This window comes from Bacillus mexicanus (assembly GCF_050445615.1).
GTDB lineage: Bacteria > Bacillota > Bacilli > Bacillales > Bacillaceae > Bacillus > Bacillus mexicanus.
This window is the reverse complement of the sequence record NZ_JBCEYV010000003.1, coordinates 738,849-754,191: the sequence shown is the minus strand read 5'-3', so window position 1 is coordinate 754,191 and position 15,343 is coordinate 738,849. Positions and strand designations below refer to the sequence as shown.

General features: G+C 31.6%; 22 protein-coding genes. 11 read left to right on the top strand and 11 right to left on the bottom strand.

Translation table 11 applies throughout. From position 1 onward, the window contains the following. Window positions 1-20: 20 nt before the first annotated feature. Window positions 21-734, bottom strand: a complete 714-nt coding sequence (locus tag AAGG74_RS19075) for an endonuclease domain-containing protein (RefSeq protein ID WP_429676800.1) — start codon at window positions 732-734, stop codon at window positions 21-23. A gap of 166 nt (window positions 735-900) precedes the next feature. Here AAGG74_RS19075 and AAGG74_RS19070 point away from each other — a divergent pair, with 166 nt between their 5' ends. Continuing rightward, the gene (locus AAGG74_RS19070; RefSeq protein ID WP_429676799.1) at window positions 901-1,080 is read left to right on the top strand and encodes a hypothetical protein; all 180 of its coding nucleotides are present in this window, start codon (window positions 901-903) and stop codon (window positions 1,078-1,080) included. Between the two features lie 166 nt (window positions 1,081-1,246). Here the strand turns inward: AAGG74_RS19070 and clpP are convergent, their stop codons facing one another. Together clpP and AAGG74_RS19060 are read right to left on the bottom strand one after the other, a co-directional pair. Further along, window positions 1,247-1,834, bottom strand: a complete 588-nt coding sequence (clpP, locus tag AAGG74_RS19065; RefSeq protein ID WP_429676798.1) for an ATP-dependent Clp endopeptidase proteolytic subunit ClpP — start codon at window positions 1,832-1,834, stop codon at window positions 1,247-1,249. A gap of 79 nt (window positions 1,835-1,913) precedes the next feature. Further along, window positions 1,914-2,345 carry a hypothetical protein gene (locus AAGG74_RS19060; protein ID WP_429676797.1) on the bottom strand — a complete coding sequence of 144 codons (432 nt, stop codon included), beginning with the start codon at window positions 2,343-2,345 and terminating at the stop codon, window positions 1,914-1,916. A 92-nt stretch (window positions 2,346-2,437) separates the two neighbouring features. Between AAGG74_RS19060 and AAGG74_RS19055 the strand changes: the two genes are divergently transcribed. The 3 genes from AAGG74_RS19055 to AAGG74_RS19045 are packed head-to-tail and all read left to right on the top strand — an operon-like array spanning window position 2,438 to window position 4,553. Continuing rightward, on the top strand, window positions 2,438-3,241 hold the full coding sequence (locus AAGG74_RS19055; protein WP_429676796.1) for a motility protein A: 804 nt from the start codon (window positions 2,438-2,440) through the stop codon (window positions 3,239-3,241). Beyond that, on the top strand, window positions 3,241-4,017 hold the full coding sequence (locus AAGG74_RS19050; protein ID WP_429676795.1) for a flagellar motor protein MotB: 777 nt from the start codon (window positions 3,241-3,243) through the stop codon (window positions 4,015-4,017). Before AAGG74_RS19055 ends, AAGG74_RS19050 begins: the two co-directional genes overlap by 1 nt. Beyond that, window positions 4,014-4,553 (top strand): flagellar basal body-associated FliL family protein, encoded by a 540-nt coding sequence (locus AAGG74_RS19045; RefSeq protein WP_429676794.1) that lies wholly within the window; start codon window positions 4,014-4,016, stop codon window positions 4,551-4,553. Before AAGG74_RS19050 ends, AAGG74_RS19045 begins: the two co-directional genes overlap by 4 nt. A gap of 310 nt (window positions 4,554-4,863) precedes the next feature. Here AAGG74_RS19045 and AAGG74_RS19040 read toward each other — a convergent pair whose 3' ends face one another. Continuing rightward, complete coding sequence (locus AAGG74_RS19040) at window positions 4,864-5,148, bottom strand: hypothetical protein (RefSeq protein WP_429676793.1); 285 nt, start codon at window positions 5,146-5,148, stop codon at window positions 4,864-4,866. 155 nt (window positions 5,149-5,303) lie between these two features. Between AAGG74_RS19040 and AAGG74_RS19035 the strand changes: the two genes are divergently transcribed. Both AAGG74_RS19035 and AAGG74_RS19030 read left to right on the top strand, forming a co-directional pair. After that, window positions 5,304-6,098 carry an NAD(+)/NADH kinase gene (locus AAGG74_RS19035; RefSeq protein WP_429676792.1) on the top strand — a complete coding sequence of 265 codons (795 nt, stop codon included), beginning with the start codon at window positions 5,304-5,306 and terminating at the stop codon, window positions 6,096-6,098. Between the two features lie 98 nt (window positions 6,099-6,196). Further along, window positions 6,197-6,346, top strand: coding sequence for a hypothetical protein (locus AAGG74_RS19030; RefSeq protein WP_429676791.1), 150 nt, complete (start codon window positions 6,197-6,199; stop codon window positions 6,344-6,346). A gap of 40 nt (window positions 6,347-6,386) precedes the next feature. Here the strand turns inward: AAGG74_RS19030 and AAGG74_RS19025 are convergent, their stop codons facing one another. Then, window positions 6,387-6,770 carry a S1 RNA-binding domain-containing protein gene (locus tag AAGG74_RS19025; protein ID WP_429676790.1) on the bottom strand — a complete coding sequence of 128 codons (384 nt, stop codon included), beginning with the start codon at window positions 6,768-6,770 and terminating at the stop codon, window positions 6,387-6,389. A 118-nt stretch (window positions 6,771-6,888) separates the two neighbouring features. On the opposite strand from AAGG74_RS19025, the gene AAGG74_RS19020 reads away from it, so the two are divergent. Together AAGG74_RS19020 and AAGG74_RS19015 are read left to right on the top strand one after the other, a co-directional pair. Continuing rightward, a complete protein-coding gene (locus tag AAGG74_RS19020) occupies window positions 6,889-7,386 on the top strand; it encodes an SH3 domain-containing protein (protein ID WP_429676789.1) in 498 nt (165 codons plus the stop codon). A gap of 50 nt (window positions 7,387-7,436) precedes the next feature. Then, on the top strand, window positions 7,437-7,940 hold the full coding sequence (locus AAGG74_RS19015) for a metal-binding protein (protein ID WP_429676788.1): 504 nt from the start codon (window positions 7,437-7,439) through the stop codon (window positions 7,938-7,940). 13 nt (window positions 7,941-7,953) lie between these two features. Here the strand turns inward: AAGG74_RS19015 and AAGG74_RS19010 are convergent, their stop codons facing one another. From AAGG74_RS19010 to AAGG74_RS18995, 4 genes are all read right to left on the bottom strand, one after another. Next, complete coding sequence (locus AAGG74_RS19010; RefSeq protein ID WP_429676787.1) at window positions 7,954-9,765, bottom strand: AAA family ATPase; 1,812 nt, start codon at window positions 9,763-9,765, stop codon at window positions 7,954-7,956. Window positions 9,766-9,777: 12 nt separating this feature from the next. Further along, entirely contained in the window at window positions 9,778-10,632 is an 855-nt protein-coding gene (locus AAGG74_RS19005) for a sigma factor (protein ID WP_429676786.1), read from the bottom strand. Between the two features lie 189 nt (window positions 10,633-10,821). After that, the gene (locus AAGG74_RS19000; protein ID WP_429676785.1) at window positions 10,822-11,298 is read right to left on the bottom strand and encodes a hypothetical protein; all 477 of its coding nucleotides are present in this window, start codon (window positions 11,296-11,298) and stop codon (window positions 10,822-10,824) included. A gap of 173 nt (window positions 11,299-11,471) precedes the next feature. After that, a complete protein-coding gene (locus AAGG74_RS18995; protein WP_429676784.1) occupies window positions 11,472-11,855 on the bottom strand; it encodes a hypothetical protein in 384 nt (127 codons plus the stop codon). Between the two features lie 212 nt (window positions 11,856-12,067). Here AAGG74_RS18995 and AAGG74_RS18990 point away from each other — a divergent pair, with 212 nt between their 5' ends. Beyond that, a complete protein-coding gene (locus AAGG74_RS18990) occupies window positions 12,068-12,607 on the top strand; it encodes a hypothetical protein (RefSeq protein ID WP_429676783.1) in 540 nt (179 codons plus the stop codon). A 96-nt stretch (window positions 12,608-12,703) separates the two neighbouring features. Beyond that, window positions 12,704-13,741: a recombinase RecA gene (recA, locus tag AAGG74_RS18985; RefSeq protein WP_429676782.1), complete on the top strand. Its 1,038-nt coding sequence runs from the start codon at window positions 12,704-12,706 to the stop codon at window positions 13,739-13,741. 21 nt (window positions 13,742-13,762) lie between these two features. Here recA and AAGG74_RS18980 read toward each other — a convergent pair whose 3' ends face one another. Then, window positions 13,763-14,362: a hypothetical protein gene (locus tag AAGG74_RS18980; protein WP_429676781.1), complete on the bottom strand. Its 600-nt coding sequence runs from the start codon at window positions 14,360-14,362 to the stop codon at window positions 13,763-13,765. Between the two features lie 119 nt (window positions 14,363-14,481). On the opposite strand from AAGG74_RS18980, the gene AAGG74_RS18975 reads away from it, so the two are divergent. After that, window positions 14,482-14,841 (top strand): hypothetical protein, encoded by a 360-nt coding sequence (locus AAGG74_RS18975; protein ID WP_429676780.1) that lies wholly within the window; start codon window positions 14,482-14,484, stop codon window positions 14,839-14,841. On the opposite strand, the gene AAGG74_RS18970 is transcribed toward AAGG74_RS18975, so the two are convergent. After that, entirely contained in the window at window positions 14,842-15,099 is a 258-nt protein-coding gene (locus AAGG74_RS18970) for a hypothetical protein (RefSeq protein ID WP_429676779.1), read from the bottom strand. Window positions 15,100-15,343: the final 244 nt, after the last annotated feature.

The window sequence follows — 15,343 nt, the reverse complement described above, 5'->3', positions numbered from 1 at the left end:
TAAAATGGCTCTTTTATTTTCTAAATACATAAATTTTCTCTTTTGAATCTTCTATTTTTAATCCTATTTATGTAGTAGTTGAATTTCATTTCGCCTTTTTCAAAATTATGAAAATTGCAAGATGTGCATAAATTTTCCTCGCTATTATCGCCGCCGCTAACAATTGGGTTTTTATGATCGAGTGTTAAAAATGTATTTGGTTTGGTCTCTCCATATTCTATTTGGCAGTAAACACATTTATAATTATCTCTAGCATAAATTTTCCTTCTTAGTTCTGGAGTTATTTCGTCTCGTACGTTTCGTCTTTTTTGGATTAGATGGAATATAAAAGATACGTGATCCATATTCAATGTATTTCTATAATTACTGCATTTATCGCAATAGCAAATGCCGTGCGTATTAGGAAATATCTTAAAAAACTCAGGGACTCTTAATAGCGTTCCAGTCTGAATATCCTCTAAACTTAATTTGGGGTTTAAATTCAGTAGTTGCTCTTTGCTTGTTCTATAATATGTGAGTATATCATTAACAGTTTCTTTATTTTTAACAATGTGGAAGGGTTCAAGAGAAGTGGTTAATTTTTTTTTATCTAAGTGTCTGTGGCAATAACAACATTTATATTTAGCTTTTCTTTTTATATAATCTGATCGGGATTCGTTTCTTCTTCTAATTCTTTTATTATTTAAACTGCTTTTTAATCTGCGAATATCATTTAATAATTCTGTCGCATCCATTTCTTCACTCCCTTTGATGTTTTATAGAATTATATTTAAGTATTAAACCGATTTTCAAGATAAGAAAAAACCTAAAAGTGGGTATTTAAGAAAGTTTTTGCTTATAATAGGTAATAGAGAAGTTTGTGGATGAAACATCGCATTAAAAAGAAAGGTGGGTGAGGTAATGGGTTGGTTTGAAAAAAAAATGAAGAGAACTCTATATAAAAAAATGCTTCTGGAGAAAGATATTGCAATGGCAATTAATGATGGAAGTGTTGACAGAGTGGTAAGAATTGTTCCTAAACATTCGAAAGATATATTTGAAAATCGATTAAAAGCTGTAAGGCCAGATTTGCTAAATTAGGTATTGAGTTAGCTAGCTGTAAAAGATATATAAACAAACCATTACTCATAAGTGTAATGGTTTTCATTTTATAATGTATATTTATCTTGATTTCGTATTCGAAAAAGAAAATTCTAAAAACAAACAAAAGTGCAGAGCCTATGATCTGCACTTTTGTTTGTTATATTTATCGACGACGAATGATGTCATCAACAAGCCCATATTCTTTCGCTTCTTCTGAGAGTAGAAAGTAATCACGTTCGCAATCGTGTTTAACTTTTTCAAATGGCTGTCCTGTATTTTCTGCTAGGGTTTTAGTTAAACTCTCTTTCATTCTTAGAATACGTTTTGCAGCAATATCAATCTCTGTTGCTTGACCTTGCGCTCCACCAAGTGGTTGATGAATCATTACTTCTGAATTTGGAAGGGCAAATCGTTTACCTTTAGCACCAGAAGATAACAAGAATGCTCCCATTGAAGCTGCCATACCCACACATATTGTTGAGACGTCAGGTTTAATTAAATTCATCGTATCATAAATGGCCATACCATCGGTGATACTTCCGCCAGGGCTATTAATGTACATCGTAATATCTTTTTCAGGATCTTGGCTTTCTAAAAAAAGAAGTTGCGAGGTAATAGAAGCGGCCATATTGCCATCAACACCACCATACATTAGAATAATGCGGTCTTTAAGCAAACGTGAAGGCATATCATAAATTCTTTCTCCACGAGGAGTATCTTCAACGACGTTAGGAAAAAAAGTGTTGTACATATGTATAATCCCCTTATTTTTCATTTTGTATGGTCATTATATTCTCAAAAGAAATAAAAAACAGGGGGAGAACAGAGTTTTATAATCTTTCTAAATATATTTTAGAAACGCCTTCTGTTGGAAAATCAAAAGCATTTGTATATAGATTCAAAAAATCGCTATAGTGAAAGCTACCTCCATTTTCCTTATAAGAATCAAACAATTCTTCCATTGATTTATCTAGATAATAAAAAGAAATCTCAGCATTATATTTTTGTGCCAATTTGTAAATTAGAGAGTGTTGATTATTAGTCAAAAACCAACCATATATATGTATTTCGTTTTTTAATGAAAGTTCGTGTTCTGCTTTTAATAAAAAATTTTTAGAGATTCCATCTTTTAATGGCAAAAGTGTATCTTCATCGAGACCTGTTTTGTAAATCAGTGGTTTTAGTGCTTTGTCTGAAAAATAATTACCATAATTCATTACAGGAAAGGAAGAATAAAGGTTAATCTTTTTTGTATTAATCATTTAGTTTTCTCCTTAAAAATAATTGTTAAAAAACTTGTTTTTTTAATCATATTTTTATAATGTACTCCCAGTTAGAAAGGAGGAACCGTTTGATGAAAAGAAAAATCGACTTAACCTCAATCGGCGGTTTACTTATAGCCTTATTAGGTATCGGAATCGGGTACTCTCTTGAGGGCGGAGAATTTGGTGCCTTGTTAGCAGTATCTCCTTTATTAATTATTTTTGGAGGTACCATTGGTGTTGTAACGGTTACTATGAGTATGAGTACTTTAAAAGATATGCCGAAACTATTTAAATATATTTTTACAGATGTCTCATACGATTTTCAAGCTTTAATTGAAAATATGATTGAATGGGGAAAAGTGGCAAGAAGAGACGGGGTAGTTGCTCTAGGTAACATAGCTGAAAAAATTGAAGATCCATTCGTTAAAAAAGGGATGAATTATGTTTTAGATGGCAGTGATTATGAAGTGATTAAAGAACTTTTAGAAAAAGAAATTGAAGCTATGATGGAACGACATCATACTGGAGCTAAACCATTTGAACAAGCGGGTGGGTTTGCGCCTACAATGGGGATCATCGGTACAGTTCTTGGGCTTGTTACTATACTAGGAAGTTTAGGAAGTGCTGGTATTGAAGAATTAGGTCACGGTATAGCTACAGCCTTTCTCGCAACTTTTATGGGGGTAGCATCGGCCAACTTAGTGTTCTTGCCTTTTGCAGAAAAATTAAAAGGTAAAAGTACAATGGAAGTCTTGTACAAAGAAATAGCTATGAACGGAATACTGGGTATTCAGCAAGGAGCAAATCCTACAATGTTAAAAAAGAAACTAGAATCATTTCTACCTGATGCGTTGCTTAACAAGCCGTCTAAACCTGGAAAAGAGGAAGAGTAATGAAAAAGAAAGCGCACGGACACGTTAACCACGAGAGGTATCTAGTTACATATTCAGATTTAATCACATTATTGCTAGCATTCTTTATAATCCTTTATGCAATGAGTAGTCCTGACGAGTCCAAATTAGAGGCTTTGGCAGAACAATTAACTTTGGCATTTCACCCGAGCGCTGAATCTTTGCTACCTCAGTTGAACTCTCAAGGAGGAGAAAGTAGACAAAGAGGGCAAGCTGCTACAAGTGAAGAACAAAAAACTATGGAGTCAGTCTCAGAACAAAGCTCTTTAAGAAAAGTTAAAGAAAAGATAGATGAAGAAGCTGGTAAACAAGGGGTATCCGGAGAAATTCAAACTAAGTTGACTGACGAAGGACTAAAAATTGTTTTAACAGATGATATATTGTTTAATTCAGGATCAGCTACTCTTAAAGATGAAAAAAGTACAGCAATCATCGGAAATATTGGATTAATTCTATCTACAATTAATAATCCTGTAACAATTGATGGACATACAGATAATATTCCAATAAGTAATAGTCAATACCCGTCAAACTGGGAATTATCAGCAGCTCGTTCATTAAGTGTTTTGAGAGAAATGGTTAATTTCACACCTAAACTCGATCCGACAAGATTTTCTGCTTCTGGATATGGAGAATACAGACCGGTTGCGGATAATTCCGTTGAACACGGAAGAAAGGCAAACAGAAGAGTTGAAATTCTTGTTAAACGTGAAAATCAAGATGGTTTATTGAAAGCGGGAGGTGAAAGCAAAAAATGAATAAAAAATTAATAATTATTATCATAGTTGTTTTATTATTAGCAGGTGCTGGAGTGGGATTTTGGTTTTATAAAAAAAGTTCCTCTTCGAATGATGATACAACATCAACAGCTTCTGAATCATCAACTAAATCTAATAGTTGGAATCCATATTCCACAGAAAGTCATCATACTGTAACTTTGACAGACCAACTGCTTAGCGCAGGAAATGGTGATTTTGTTGTAAAAATGAACATTACTTTAGATTTTGCTGGGGATGAAGCATATTACAAATATGTTGGTTATGAAACTAAAAAAGAAGCTGAAAAAGCTGAAAAAAGCAGTGAATCTCATTCATCTTCTAAAGATAAAGTAGCAACACCTATGGAATTGAAAATCAACGATACTATTGGGGAACTTATGATGAAAGCTAATGAAACACAAATTAAAAATAGAGAAACATTGAGAAATTATCTTAAGGACGGCATCAATAGAGAATTGGGATTTGATCAAGAGACTATTAAAAATCTTTACATTGAGAATTTTGTTATTCAATAAAAAACAGTACTATAAAAGTACTGTTTTTTTAGTGCGTACATATAATTTGATTTCTTTTATAAGACATAAGACAAAGTAACCTATAAAGAAATACATAACATAGATTGAGTTCAAGTCAAACCAATAATATAAAAATGAATTAATGATAAACGCGGTTAATAATCTTGAAAGCCAAATCAGGAAAAAACCATAGCTTTTTTCAGACAAGATGAAGTCTGAAGACTTCCACTTAATTAGAAAGGGGATGATCAGTAGTAACAAGAGTAAAAAAGAGGCCATTAGCTTTTTGCTCCTTATAAAAATAGTTTATTTATTCCTCGTCATCTTCGTCGTCATCATCATCGTCGTCTTCGTCGTCATCTGACAATAAGAACGTATCATCTTCGGTGAAATCTACGAGTTCCTCCTCGACGTCACCTTCTAATTCTTTTGAAATATAATCTTCTATTGAACTTTGAATTGTTTCTAGTAGTTCGTCTTTTTCGTGAGGGAAGATGCTTAGCGTTTCTGATATGGGATCGTAGTGTCCTATATTTTCGGAAGACTGTTTAACCAGTTCGAACATAGCTTCCAATGATATCTCGATTCTTTCCAAAACTTACACCCTTTCAAATAGTAAAACTTTTGGATGTTAATTGTGTTTTAATTTGTTTTTTCCTTCATTTTTTTATGAATGAAAAGAGCTCTTACGAACTGATTAGACAAGGGTATGAGGTTGTTTAAAGAAAGGTAAGAAAAGAGGTGGATATAATGCGAACGATTAGTATCTATAATAACTTTCTTCCCAAAAATCAAGAAAAAAGAGAAATGCTAAACAATAAAATAAAAGAGAACGGTTTTGGTACTGGAAGAGATGGAGATTTTATGTTTGTTGTCGGGGGGGATGGTACATTTTTAAAAGCGATTAAAAAAAATATGAAAATCAATCCACCAGTGCTCATTGGGATAAACACTGGTAATTTAGGATACTTGCACGAATTTTCATTTGATGAAGTAGACAGTATTTTTGAAATGATCAAAAAGAAAGATTATTGGTTACAATCTATACCCGTTTACGAAGCATTAGTTACGACGAAAAATCAAACAAAACGTTTATATTTTGTTAATGATTTAGTTATTGAAAGAAAAGAGACGAAAGTAATTCATTCTGAAATTCAGATAAACGGAGAAAAGCTTACCCAAATATCTGGTGATGGTGTAGTAATATCTTCCTCGTTGGGTTCTACCGCTTATAATCTTTCTGCGAATGGGCCTATTTCTTATGATTGTGATGATGTCTTGCAATTAGTACCCCTCCATCCAATTAACAACAGCAGATATCGTTCTCTCTCGAATGCTGTGATTCTGAAAACAAATAATGAAGTTACAATATTACCTAGTTACAAAAAGCAAATACCTTTCAGAGTCGTTTTTGACGGAAATGAGGGGAAGTTTAAGGATATAAAATCAGTAACGATTACGAAGTCTCCATTCAGTGTTAAACTCTTTAGAAGCAAAAATTATAAGAGTATTGATAACCTAAAAAATAAAATATTGCCTTACTAATCTCCTGGAATAAATTCCGGAGATTTTTTTTATTTTTTTCACAAAAAAATAAAATGTAGTCTAACATCTATTTCAGATTAATTGAAAGGGGGGGTTATATGAATAGATTAAACTCTATCCAAAACTATTTTACTCATTCGATAAAAAATGGTAAAGGCAAGGAGAACACGATTCAAGAATGTCTAAACCGTTTAAAAACTTATCAGGAGAAAGATCGATTTATTCGTTTTGTTGAACAGAAAGGATGAAAAGCAAAAAACCAGACTCAAAAAGGAATCTGGTTTTTATTTATTTTGTTCTTCGATTTCTTTTTCCATTGTTTTGTTTTCTTTCTTTATTCTGCCTAACTTGTTTCAAAGTATCTTCAGAGGTTTTTAAATAATCCCTCATTTTAGATTCAAAAACTTCTTTTCTATACTTATCTTCATCTAATAAAGATAACGAGAGTTGGAAAGATATTTTTCCTTTATGTCTTTTTGAAGAAGTAATCCTTGCTTTTACTGTTTCACCAACAGTAATTATATCTGACATATGTTTAATGTATCCGCTTGATTTTGTTTTGGCATCTTTGATATGCAAGAAATAATCATATGAATCATTTGCAGTTAATATCGCACCGCTTGGAAGCACTTTTACTACCTTAACTTCAATTACATCGCCTATTTTTGGCATTCGGATAAACCTCCTAGAAATAACTCTATTAGTTTTTATTCCAAAAAAGAAAGAAATCCTTTTTAAAAGGAGAAAAATAAAAAGATCATAAATAAGAGAATAAGAGGTGTAATTTATAATGATGAATCGAAAATTATCTTTAATAATTTTATTTATTCTATTTGGGTTGCTAATAACTGTTTTATTGACTTTTATGTCTTTCTCACAAAGTGGGAACAATCAAGATGTAGGGGAATTGAAAACTGGTTATGATCAACTCACTAAACAGGTAAAAGAATTAAAAGTTACTACTGACGAACTTAATTCAAAAGTTAATGATTCGAGTGGTTCTCAGACTTCAACTGTAAAAGCTACAACTCCTCAAACAACTTCTCCAGCGAGTCCTCCGGCGACTTCTCCGGCCACAACTAGCCCAACTGCTACAAAAACTGTTATTGGAAATAAAATTAATATGAGGTCTACTCCATCGACTGGAGCTAGAGTCGTAAAACAATTGGCGAATGGAGAAAAGGTTACACCAACTGGACAAACTCAAACTGTGAGTGGTTATAGTTGGATTCAAGTGAAAGATGCCCAAGGAAATTTAGGGTGGATAGTGGCTAGTTATATTAAATAAAATAATTTAATTTATACTAAATCAAATTTGATTTAAAAAGGTGCATATAAGTGGCTAACGGGAAAACTCACGAAAAATTAAACATTTCTTTTTTGGTATTTGCAATATTAGTTGCAGCTACAGTATTTAATAAAAGCAGATATATAGAGGGGATTTTTATTATTATTGGTTACCTTATAGGGACCTTTTATTTAAACCCTGATCTTGATTTGCCGAGCAGACCTTTTAAAAGATGGGGGATATTAAAATTTATATGGTATCCTTATCAAACATTTAAACATCGATCTATATGGACTCACGGATACATAATTGGTGATTTGATTAGGTATTCGTATATGATGAGTGTATTAATTATCCCAGTTATGTTGTTTAACTTCTTGCCTTTTGTTTCAACAGTTTTTTTGATAAAAGATTTATTAATTTTTATTGAGCAATACAAAATTGTATTTTTCTTAATCATTGTCGGGAATGTCCTATCGTCAGCAGTTCACACGTTAACAGATCAAACATCAAGCAAATTTAAAAAAATGACTAAAATAAAAACGCAGGAATAATCCTGCGTTTTTATTATTGCTTAATTATTTCGTTGACTATTAAATTGACTTCATCGCCAGTTAATGTTTCTTTTTCTATAAGGTTTTCCGCTATTTTTTTTAATGCAAGTGAATTTTGTTTTAATAATTGTCTGGTTTTTTCAAAACAATTATTAATGATCTTTTTAATTTCTTTGTCACTATCTGATTTTGTGGTGAAAGAGAAGCCTTCCAAGGTCATACCTAAATCATTAACCATATTTGTTGCAATTTTTTTTGACTGTTCATAATCTTGAGATACGCCTAACGAGTGTTCGTTAAAGTATAATTCTTCGGTTAAACCCCCGGCTAATAAAATGCACACTTGATCCATAAGTTCTTTAGACGTTTTTAATTGAGTATTTTCTTCCTCTTTGACCAAAACAACCCCAAGGATGTCTGAATGAGGGATTATAGTAACTTTTTGAATCATATTTGGTCTTAGCAGCGAGGTTAATAAAGCGTGACCTGATTCGTGATAAGCGATACGTTTAATGATTTCTTCAGAATGGGTAATCCGGCCCCTAGTGCCTAAAATAATTCTGTCAATTCCATTTTGAACATCTTGATACGTTATATAAGATCGTTCTTCCTGTAAAGCAATGATTTGAGCTTTTTGAAAAATATCTTCTATATCTGCGCCACTCATTCCAAACATAGAACGAGAAAGATCATCTAATTTATCCGACAAATGTTTATCCATAGGTATATCTTTGGTTTTGATCTCTATAATTTCTCGACGACCTTTGATATCTGGAAGTCCGATATTGATTTTATAATCAAATCTACCGGAACGTACCAACGCTGGATCTAAGCCAGTTTGATGGTTAGTAGAGGCCATAACTAACACTTGTTCGTTTTGAATATTTGAAAGCTCAATTAATAATTGATTCAATGTATTTCTTGATTCGGAATTATTTTCGGACTCTCTTTTCATTCCAATAGCATCTATTTCGTCGATAAAAACGACACTAGGTTGATTTTTCCTTGCTTCTTTGAATAATTCTCTCACTCTAGATGGGCCTACGCCAACATACCTTTCGACAAATTCAGGGCCGTTGACTTGAAAGTATTTTGCGTTTATTTCGTTTGCGATGGCTTTAGCAAGCATTGTCTTACCGGTTCCTGGAGGACCATATAAAAGAATGCCGTTTATAGGTTTTATTTTAAAGGTATTAAGATTTTTGTGATTATGAAATAACATTATAGCTTGATTAATTTCCTCGCTGACTTGAGGAGATAAACCCCCGATATCTTTAAGATTAATTTTAGGGAGATCAGTCATAAACACTTTTTCAGAATTGATATTAGAATAATCTAATTCATTTTGTGCTTTTTTGCGTCCTCTAAAATCCATTAAGAACAACAAGAGAAAGAAAAATGCAAACAATAGGATTACAGAGAATATAAGCACAAAAAACATTAACCAAGAGAATTCATAATATTTATAAGGCATATTATATTTTTCTAATATCTTTGATGTATTTTCTGACCTATTGCTATACTTATTCATTTCTTTTATGGTTCCATCCGGAACGCGTGAAGAATATACAATGTCATCAGTATAGTAGTACAAATTCCCGTTCTTTTTCTCAACCAAGTAAGGTTCCGTATTTTTCTTAAATGTTTTGCTAATGACATTTTCGAAAGAAGAGTAAGGAACTTCTCTAACTTCCTTTCCGCTGGGAGTTGTGAAAAAGGTGAGGGAAAATAAATAGGTGGTAAAATGAATTGAAAAAGTGAGGTAAAGAATCATTACAATTATTTTAAATATCGTTTTTAATATCATTTTACTTGTAGAGTTCATTTTTTGCAGTCCTTATTTAGACTTTTTTAATTGCTTAATGAAATCTTCTCGCTTAGATTTGATCCGCTGCATTGTGTTATCTACAGCTTTGATTTGCGCTTCTACAGTTGGATGAGTCTTTCTAAATACAATTTTCCCTATTTCTTCGTATGAATAATCCTCTGCGTAATACCAACATACGGATTTTTCAGTTTCAGAAAACGTATTCCAAACTTCCCAGAAAGTTTCTGTGGTTATAAGATGATGTTCTGGACGGAAGTCTTCAGACTTCAACAGGTGTTCAAAAGTATTCTCAGAGTCATTTTTGCAAACAGGGGAATGATAACTATATGCTTCATTTAAAGTTTTCATTTTATTGCTTCCTGCTCTGCTAATTATCGATTGGATATGGAAATTAATAACGTGCTGAACAAAGATCTTGAAGGGGCGTTTACGTTCAATTTTAAAATCCCTGATAGCCTTATAAAATCCGATGTAGCCAGATTGAATTAAATCTTCTTCCTGATCACCTCTGTTATAACGGCCTTTCCTCTTAACTGTACGTTTTACAAAGTCTATATATTTTACAGCAATTATTTCTCTTGCATCTTGATCTTCTTCCTGGGCAAGAAGAACAAGAGTTTCATCGGTACACTGATAATTATTTTCTAAAGCTAATTTAAATAGAAGTGCTTTGACATCCTGATAACCATTTTGTAAAAGAGCAATTAACATATCTTCGTTTAACATATTAAGATTATCTTTATTTTTTGTGTAAAGAAGGCGCAAAGGTGTAAGATCATTATGCTCTTTATAGAGATCTAATAACTCTTCGTTGGAGAGAGTGGATAAGCTTTTTTGTAATATATTATCTTTAATATTATTCATTGTTCCTCCTAAATAGGATTCCCGCCTTTCATCAAAAAGTTAAAAGATTTGAAATATAAAAGAAGGGGTAATTATTTTTTCGAAAAATATACCGGTTTTTAGTTCAACTGAATTATATTTTATAGAGAATTAAAAAAACAATACTGAAATTAAAAAAACCGCCAGCGGCGATTTTTTTAAAATGAGGGTTTACAATACATTATTTAGAAGGTTTATAAGATCTTTGCGCTTATTATTCAATTCGTCCGTTTCGGTTGCTTGATCTATTAATTTAGACGGGCGATTCTGAAAGAATTTCAGTATTTTTATTAATGGGTTGTATGTAAGAAAATAGTGGATTGGAGTTTTGACATATCCATTTTCTATCTCTGCATCTGGGACAATTTCAAGGTACGCCGATTTATTATACACTTGATAAACGATATAACCGTCAGAAGAGAGGTAAACATCATTACTAATTAAGTCTCGATCATTTTCGGGAAAAATATAAATTAAAACAGAGTCTTTGCCATTGATTTTTTTCTTTGTTGTAAAAGGATAGATCTTTTCGATGAATTTCAATAACAAATCAACTTCTTCTTGAATGATTACATCTCTATCTCTAATAATTGGTTCATAATGTTGATGAGCGCTTTGTAATCTGCTTACGATTTCATTGATTTCCATAGGGAAAACACCTCCTAGCTGAAAATATATTAGCTAAAAGGAGAAGAATATCAAGAAAAAGAAAACAAAAAGTAGTTATTTTATTGATCGCATACTTCATTTGACTTTTGAATATTAAGAAAAAATTATGTCATCATTAGATTAATTTTTCGAAACAGTGATAAAATATGTATTTAAGCCTCTTCTCGAAAAAACCAAACACATTTTTTCGCTTTGAAGGGTTTAGCATTAAAAGATTCGAATATGTTATGATCCATTTTGGCATTTGGATAATAAGATTCGTAATATGTTTTGAATAATGTGAACTTCTCGTCTTTATTGCTTGGTAGAACAAATTTTTCACTTGGGATTGGAAAAGCACTTCGATCAGTTTCTAAATCGCTGCTGAAATCTGAGTGGTATAAATTAATGACTTCCTTCTCAGTTAGTTTCGAAACATCTTGGCTAAAGAAAATTGTTCCTTCTTTCTTGGCTCTAAAAAGGTCAGATTTAACCCTAAATATGTTCTTGCCATTATTTTTTTCAACTTCAACAATTTTTTTCATATCGACCTTCATAAAAAAGCACCTCTTCACGTACTATATATAAGTGGTTAAACATAAGTTGTATTATAAGATGCGGTGGAAATTTGTGCAACTGTTTTTAATAAAATATTTGGACAAGTTTTTATTTTTTCGTTTTCTTTCACTTTTTTTAAGGATATACAAAAAATCTTCGAAAGTTTTATAGTAATACTGGTTTACAAACCGGATCGGAGGTCATTTCTAAAGTGAAAGAAACAATCAATAATATCCACGTCATATCAAAGGGGACTTTAATAAGTGTCATTCTGCATATGATCGTTATTGGATTCCTTGTTATTACTGGGTTTAATATGTCTCTTCCTTTATTTACAGCAGCTTTATTTGTTGTAATGGCGACGTCTGGTTTTTATGTTGGAACTATAAGTGATCGTTATGCAGAAATTAATGGTCTTATCGTTTCTGTCATTACAAGTACAATTGTATTATTATATGTTGCGCAGTATACATCGATGAACTGGTCTGTAAATCAAATTTTTATTGCCAGTTATTTAGTTATAGGATTTGTATCTTCTCTTATTTCAAGAATAACTAATAAAAAACACAAAGTGAAAAATAAATTGAAAAATAAAGAGAAAAATACAGACATTTTGATATTGAATGAAAGAGCTAAAACAGCAGAAAATCTTGATGATAACGGTATTGAAACAGGAAAATCCTTTAATAAGACAAGATTGTTTTCGGAAAAGAAAAAAGAAAATAAACGAAAAAACACAAAGAATTCGTAACTTACGGGTTCTTTTTATTTTTTCGTTTAAAATTATTTTTTTATTAAAATATGAATTATAATAATTAAGTAAATAATGAAATTTGGAGGTAGAAAAATGGGGAATTCAGATAGACAAGCAGCTTTAGACGCTGCACTAAAGCAGATCGAAAAACAATTTGGGAAGAATTCAGTAATGAAATTGGGTGAGAAAACAGATACAAGGATTGAAGTTACAAGTTCGGGATCTCTATATTTAAACCAAGCTCTTGGAGTATTTGGTTATCCTAAAGGAAGGATAATTGAGATATATGGGCCCGAGAGTTCAGGTAAAACGACTGTCTCTCTTCACGCTATTGCAGAGGTCCAAAAAGCAGGCGGAACGGCTGCATTTGTTGATGCTGAGCACGCCCTTGACCCTGTTTATGCAAAAGCAATTGGGGTTAATATAGATGAATTATTAATTTCGCAACCAGACACAGGTGAGCAAGCTTTAGAAATAACAGAAGCTTTGGTTAGAAGTGGAGCTGTGGATATTGTAGTAGTTGACTCTGTGGCTGCGTTGGTACCAAAAGCGGAAATAGAGGGAGATATGGGTGATTCTCACGTTGGTTTGCAAGCGCGTTTAATGTCCCAAGCTATGAGGAAATTATCTGGAGTTATCAATAAATCGAAAACAATTGCAATCTTTATTAATCAAATTCGTGAAAAGGTGGGAGTTATGTTTGGTAACCCAGAAACAACACCTGGTGGAAGAGCGCTAAAATTTTATAGTTCGGTTCGTTTAGAAGTTAGAAGAGCTGAACAGTTAAAAGATAAGGATAAAGTTGTTGGTAATAAAACTAAAGTTAAAGTTGTGAAAAATAAAGTCGCACCTCCTTTTAGAACAGCAGAGTTTGATATTCTTTATGGGCAAGGTATATCTTTTGAAGGTGAGCTGATTGATTTAGGTGTTGAATTAGAAATTGTGCAGAAGTCTGGGTCTTGGTATTCGTTTGGAGATGATAGAATAGGTCAAGGTAGGGAAAATGCTAAAACTTATTTGAAAGAACATCCTGAAACTATAGAAGAAATACATAAACGCATTAAAGTGCATTTGGGAATAATTGAGGGTGATAATGTATCTACTCCGAATAATGAAGCTATAGAAGAGTAAAATAAAAAAGAACCTAATACATTAGGTTCTTTTTTTAGAGTTTTGTTTGAGTTTTTGAAATAATTCTAGATGCTTCGATTCCAACATTAAGTCATTCAAGAAGTCTATTTCAGTATCTTTTAAAGGTTTATTGTCTCGCACTTTCATTTCTAATAAGTGGATATATTTACTTTTAGATACTGCGTCTGTGCGATTACCTAATTTTTTTGCGTAATAACGCCATTGAATTGGATCTAATTTGTATGAATTATCACTTGGTTTTATAATGATGGAATACAGTTCTTTAAAAATATAAATCTTTTTAAAGATTCTGCTCTTTTGCGCATTATTTAAAACCCTGGTTCTTATTAATAGCTTTTTATTATTTTTTTTAAAAGTATTTATATCGAACAAAAAACGCAGAATCAATATAATTAAGTAAATAACTAAACCGAACAAAAAAACTGTAGATAATACTGAAATTGCTTCTTTTGAAGTTGTTGGAACTATCAATTTAAAAACACTTTTTTTATCAGAAAAGATAAATAATACGAATAATAAAAAGATAGACAAAGCAAAATAAATCATTTTGTCCTTAGTTTTTGATTTTATGCCATATTTAAGATCATATTTATCCACCATATATAATCACCCGATTTTAAATTAGTTGTTTTATTAGAAAAACCTTGCTATTATTGTCTAAGAGACAAAATAAATTATGTAAGAAATTATAGTAAAAGGTACAAATCAGGAGGGTGATTATGACTAAACCTGGCTATCAAGTATTTGAAAATGAAGAGAAGCTAAGAGAATATATAATAAAGATTGATCCAATGAAATCTTTCACTCCAAGTAAGAGGGAAATCGCTTGGAATCCAGCGGATAGAATTTGTCGTGAATGCAATAATTCTTTTAAACCAAAAAAACCTGCTCAACTTTATTGTTCGGACTGTCAAAATAAAGAAGAGAGAAAAAATAAGAGAAAGGGCGGTTTGAAAGCCAATCCAACCCCCTCTAAATGTGCTGACTGTGGACACGACTTCTATAAAACAGCTCCCGCTATGAGAAAATGCGAAATTTGTAGTAAAAAGGGCGGGAAGAGAATTAGTAAAGCTGATTAGTTAAAGTGCTTTATTCAAAGGAAGGTTATGTATAACATCAATCCCATAATGAGGGAAGATGTGTATGTAGCCTTCTTTTTTTGGTTCAACATTAAATCCTGAAGAAAAAATTTCTGTAAGATATTTTATTTCACTTTCTTGTTTTTCAGGAAATTGTTGTGTTAAAAAGGAACTAAATACACACTTTATTGCTTCTAAGAATGTACAATAACTCTTTGTTTCATTAGTAGGTAATTTAACAATATAACTTATATTCATAAGTGTTCCTCCAGATGCGAAAGTTTAAACAATAGATGTGATCTATTGTTTATTTTTTAAGATTTGAAATCCATTAAAAAAATAAGAATTTTGAAATAATAATGTTTTTATAAAATATAATAATAACAAAGATTAATATATATTAAAAAAAGACAAGAGTTTTAACAATAAAATATCCATTAATAATAATTAAAAACAAAAAGTTCTCGAAACGGGAATCTACAAAGTAGAAAGCACATATTAT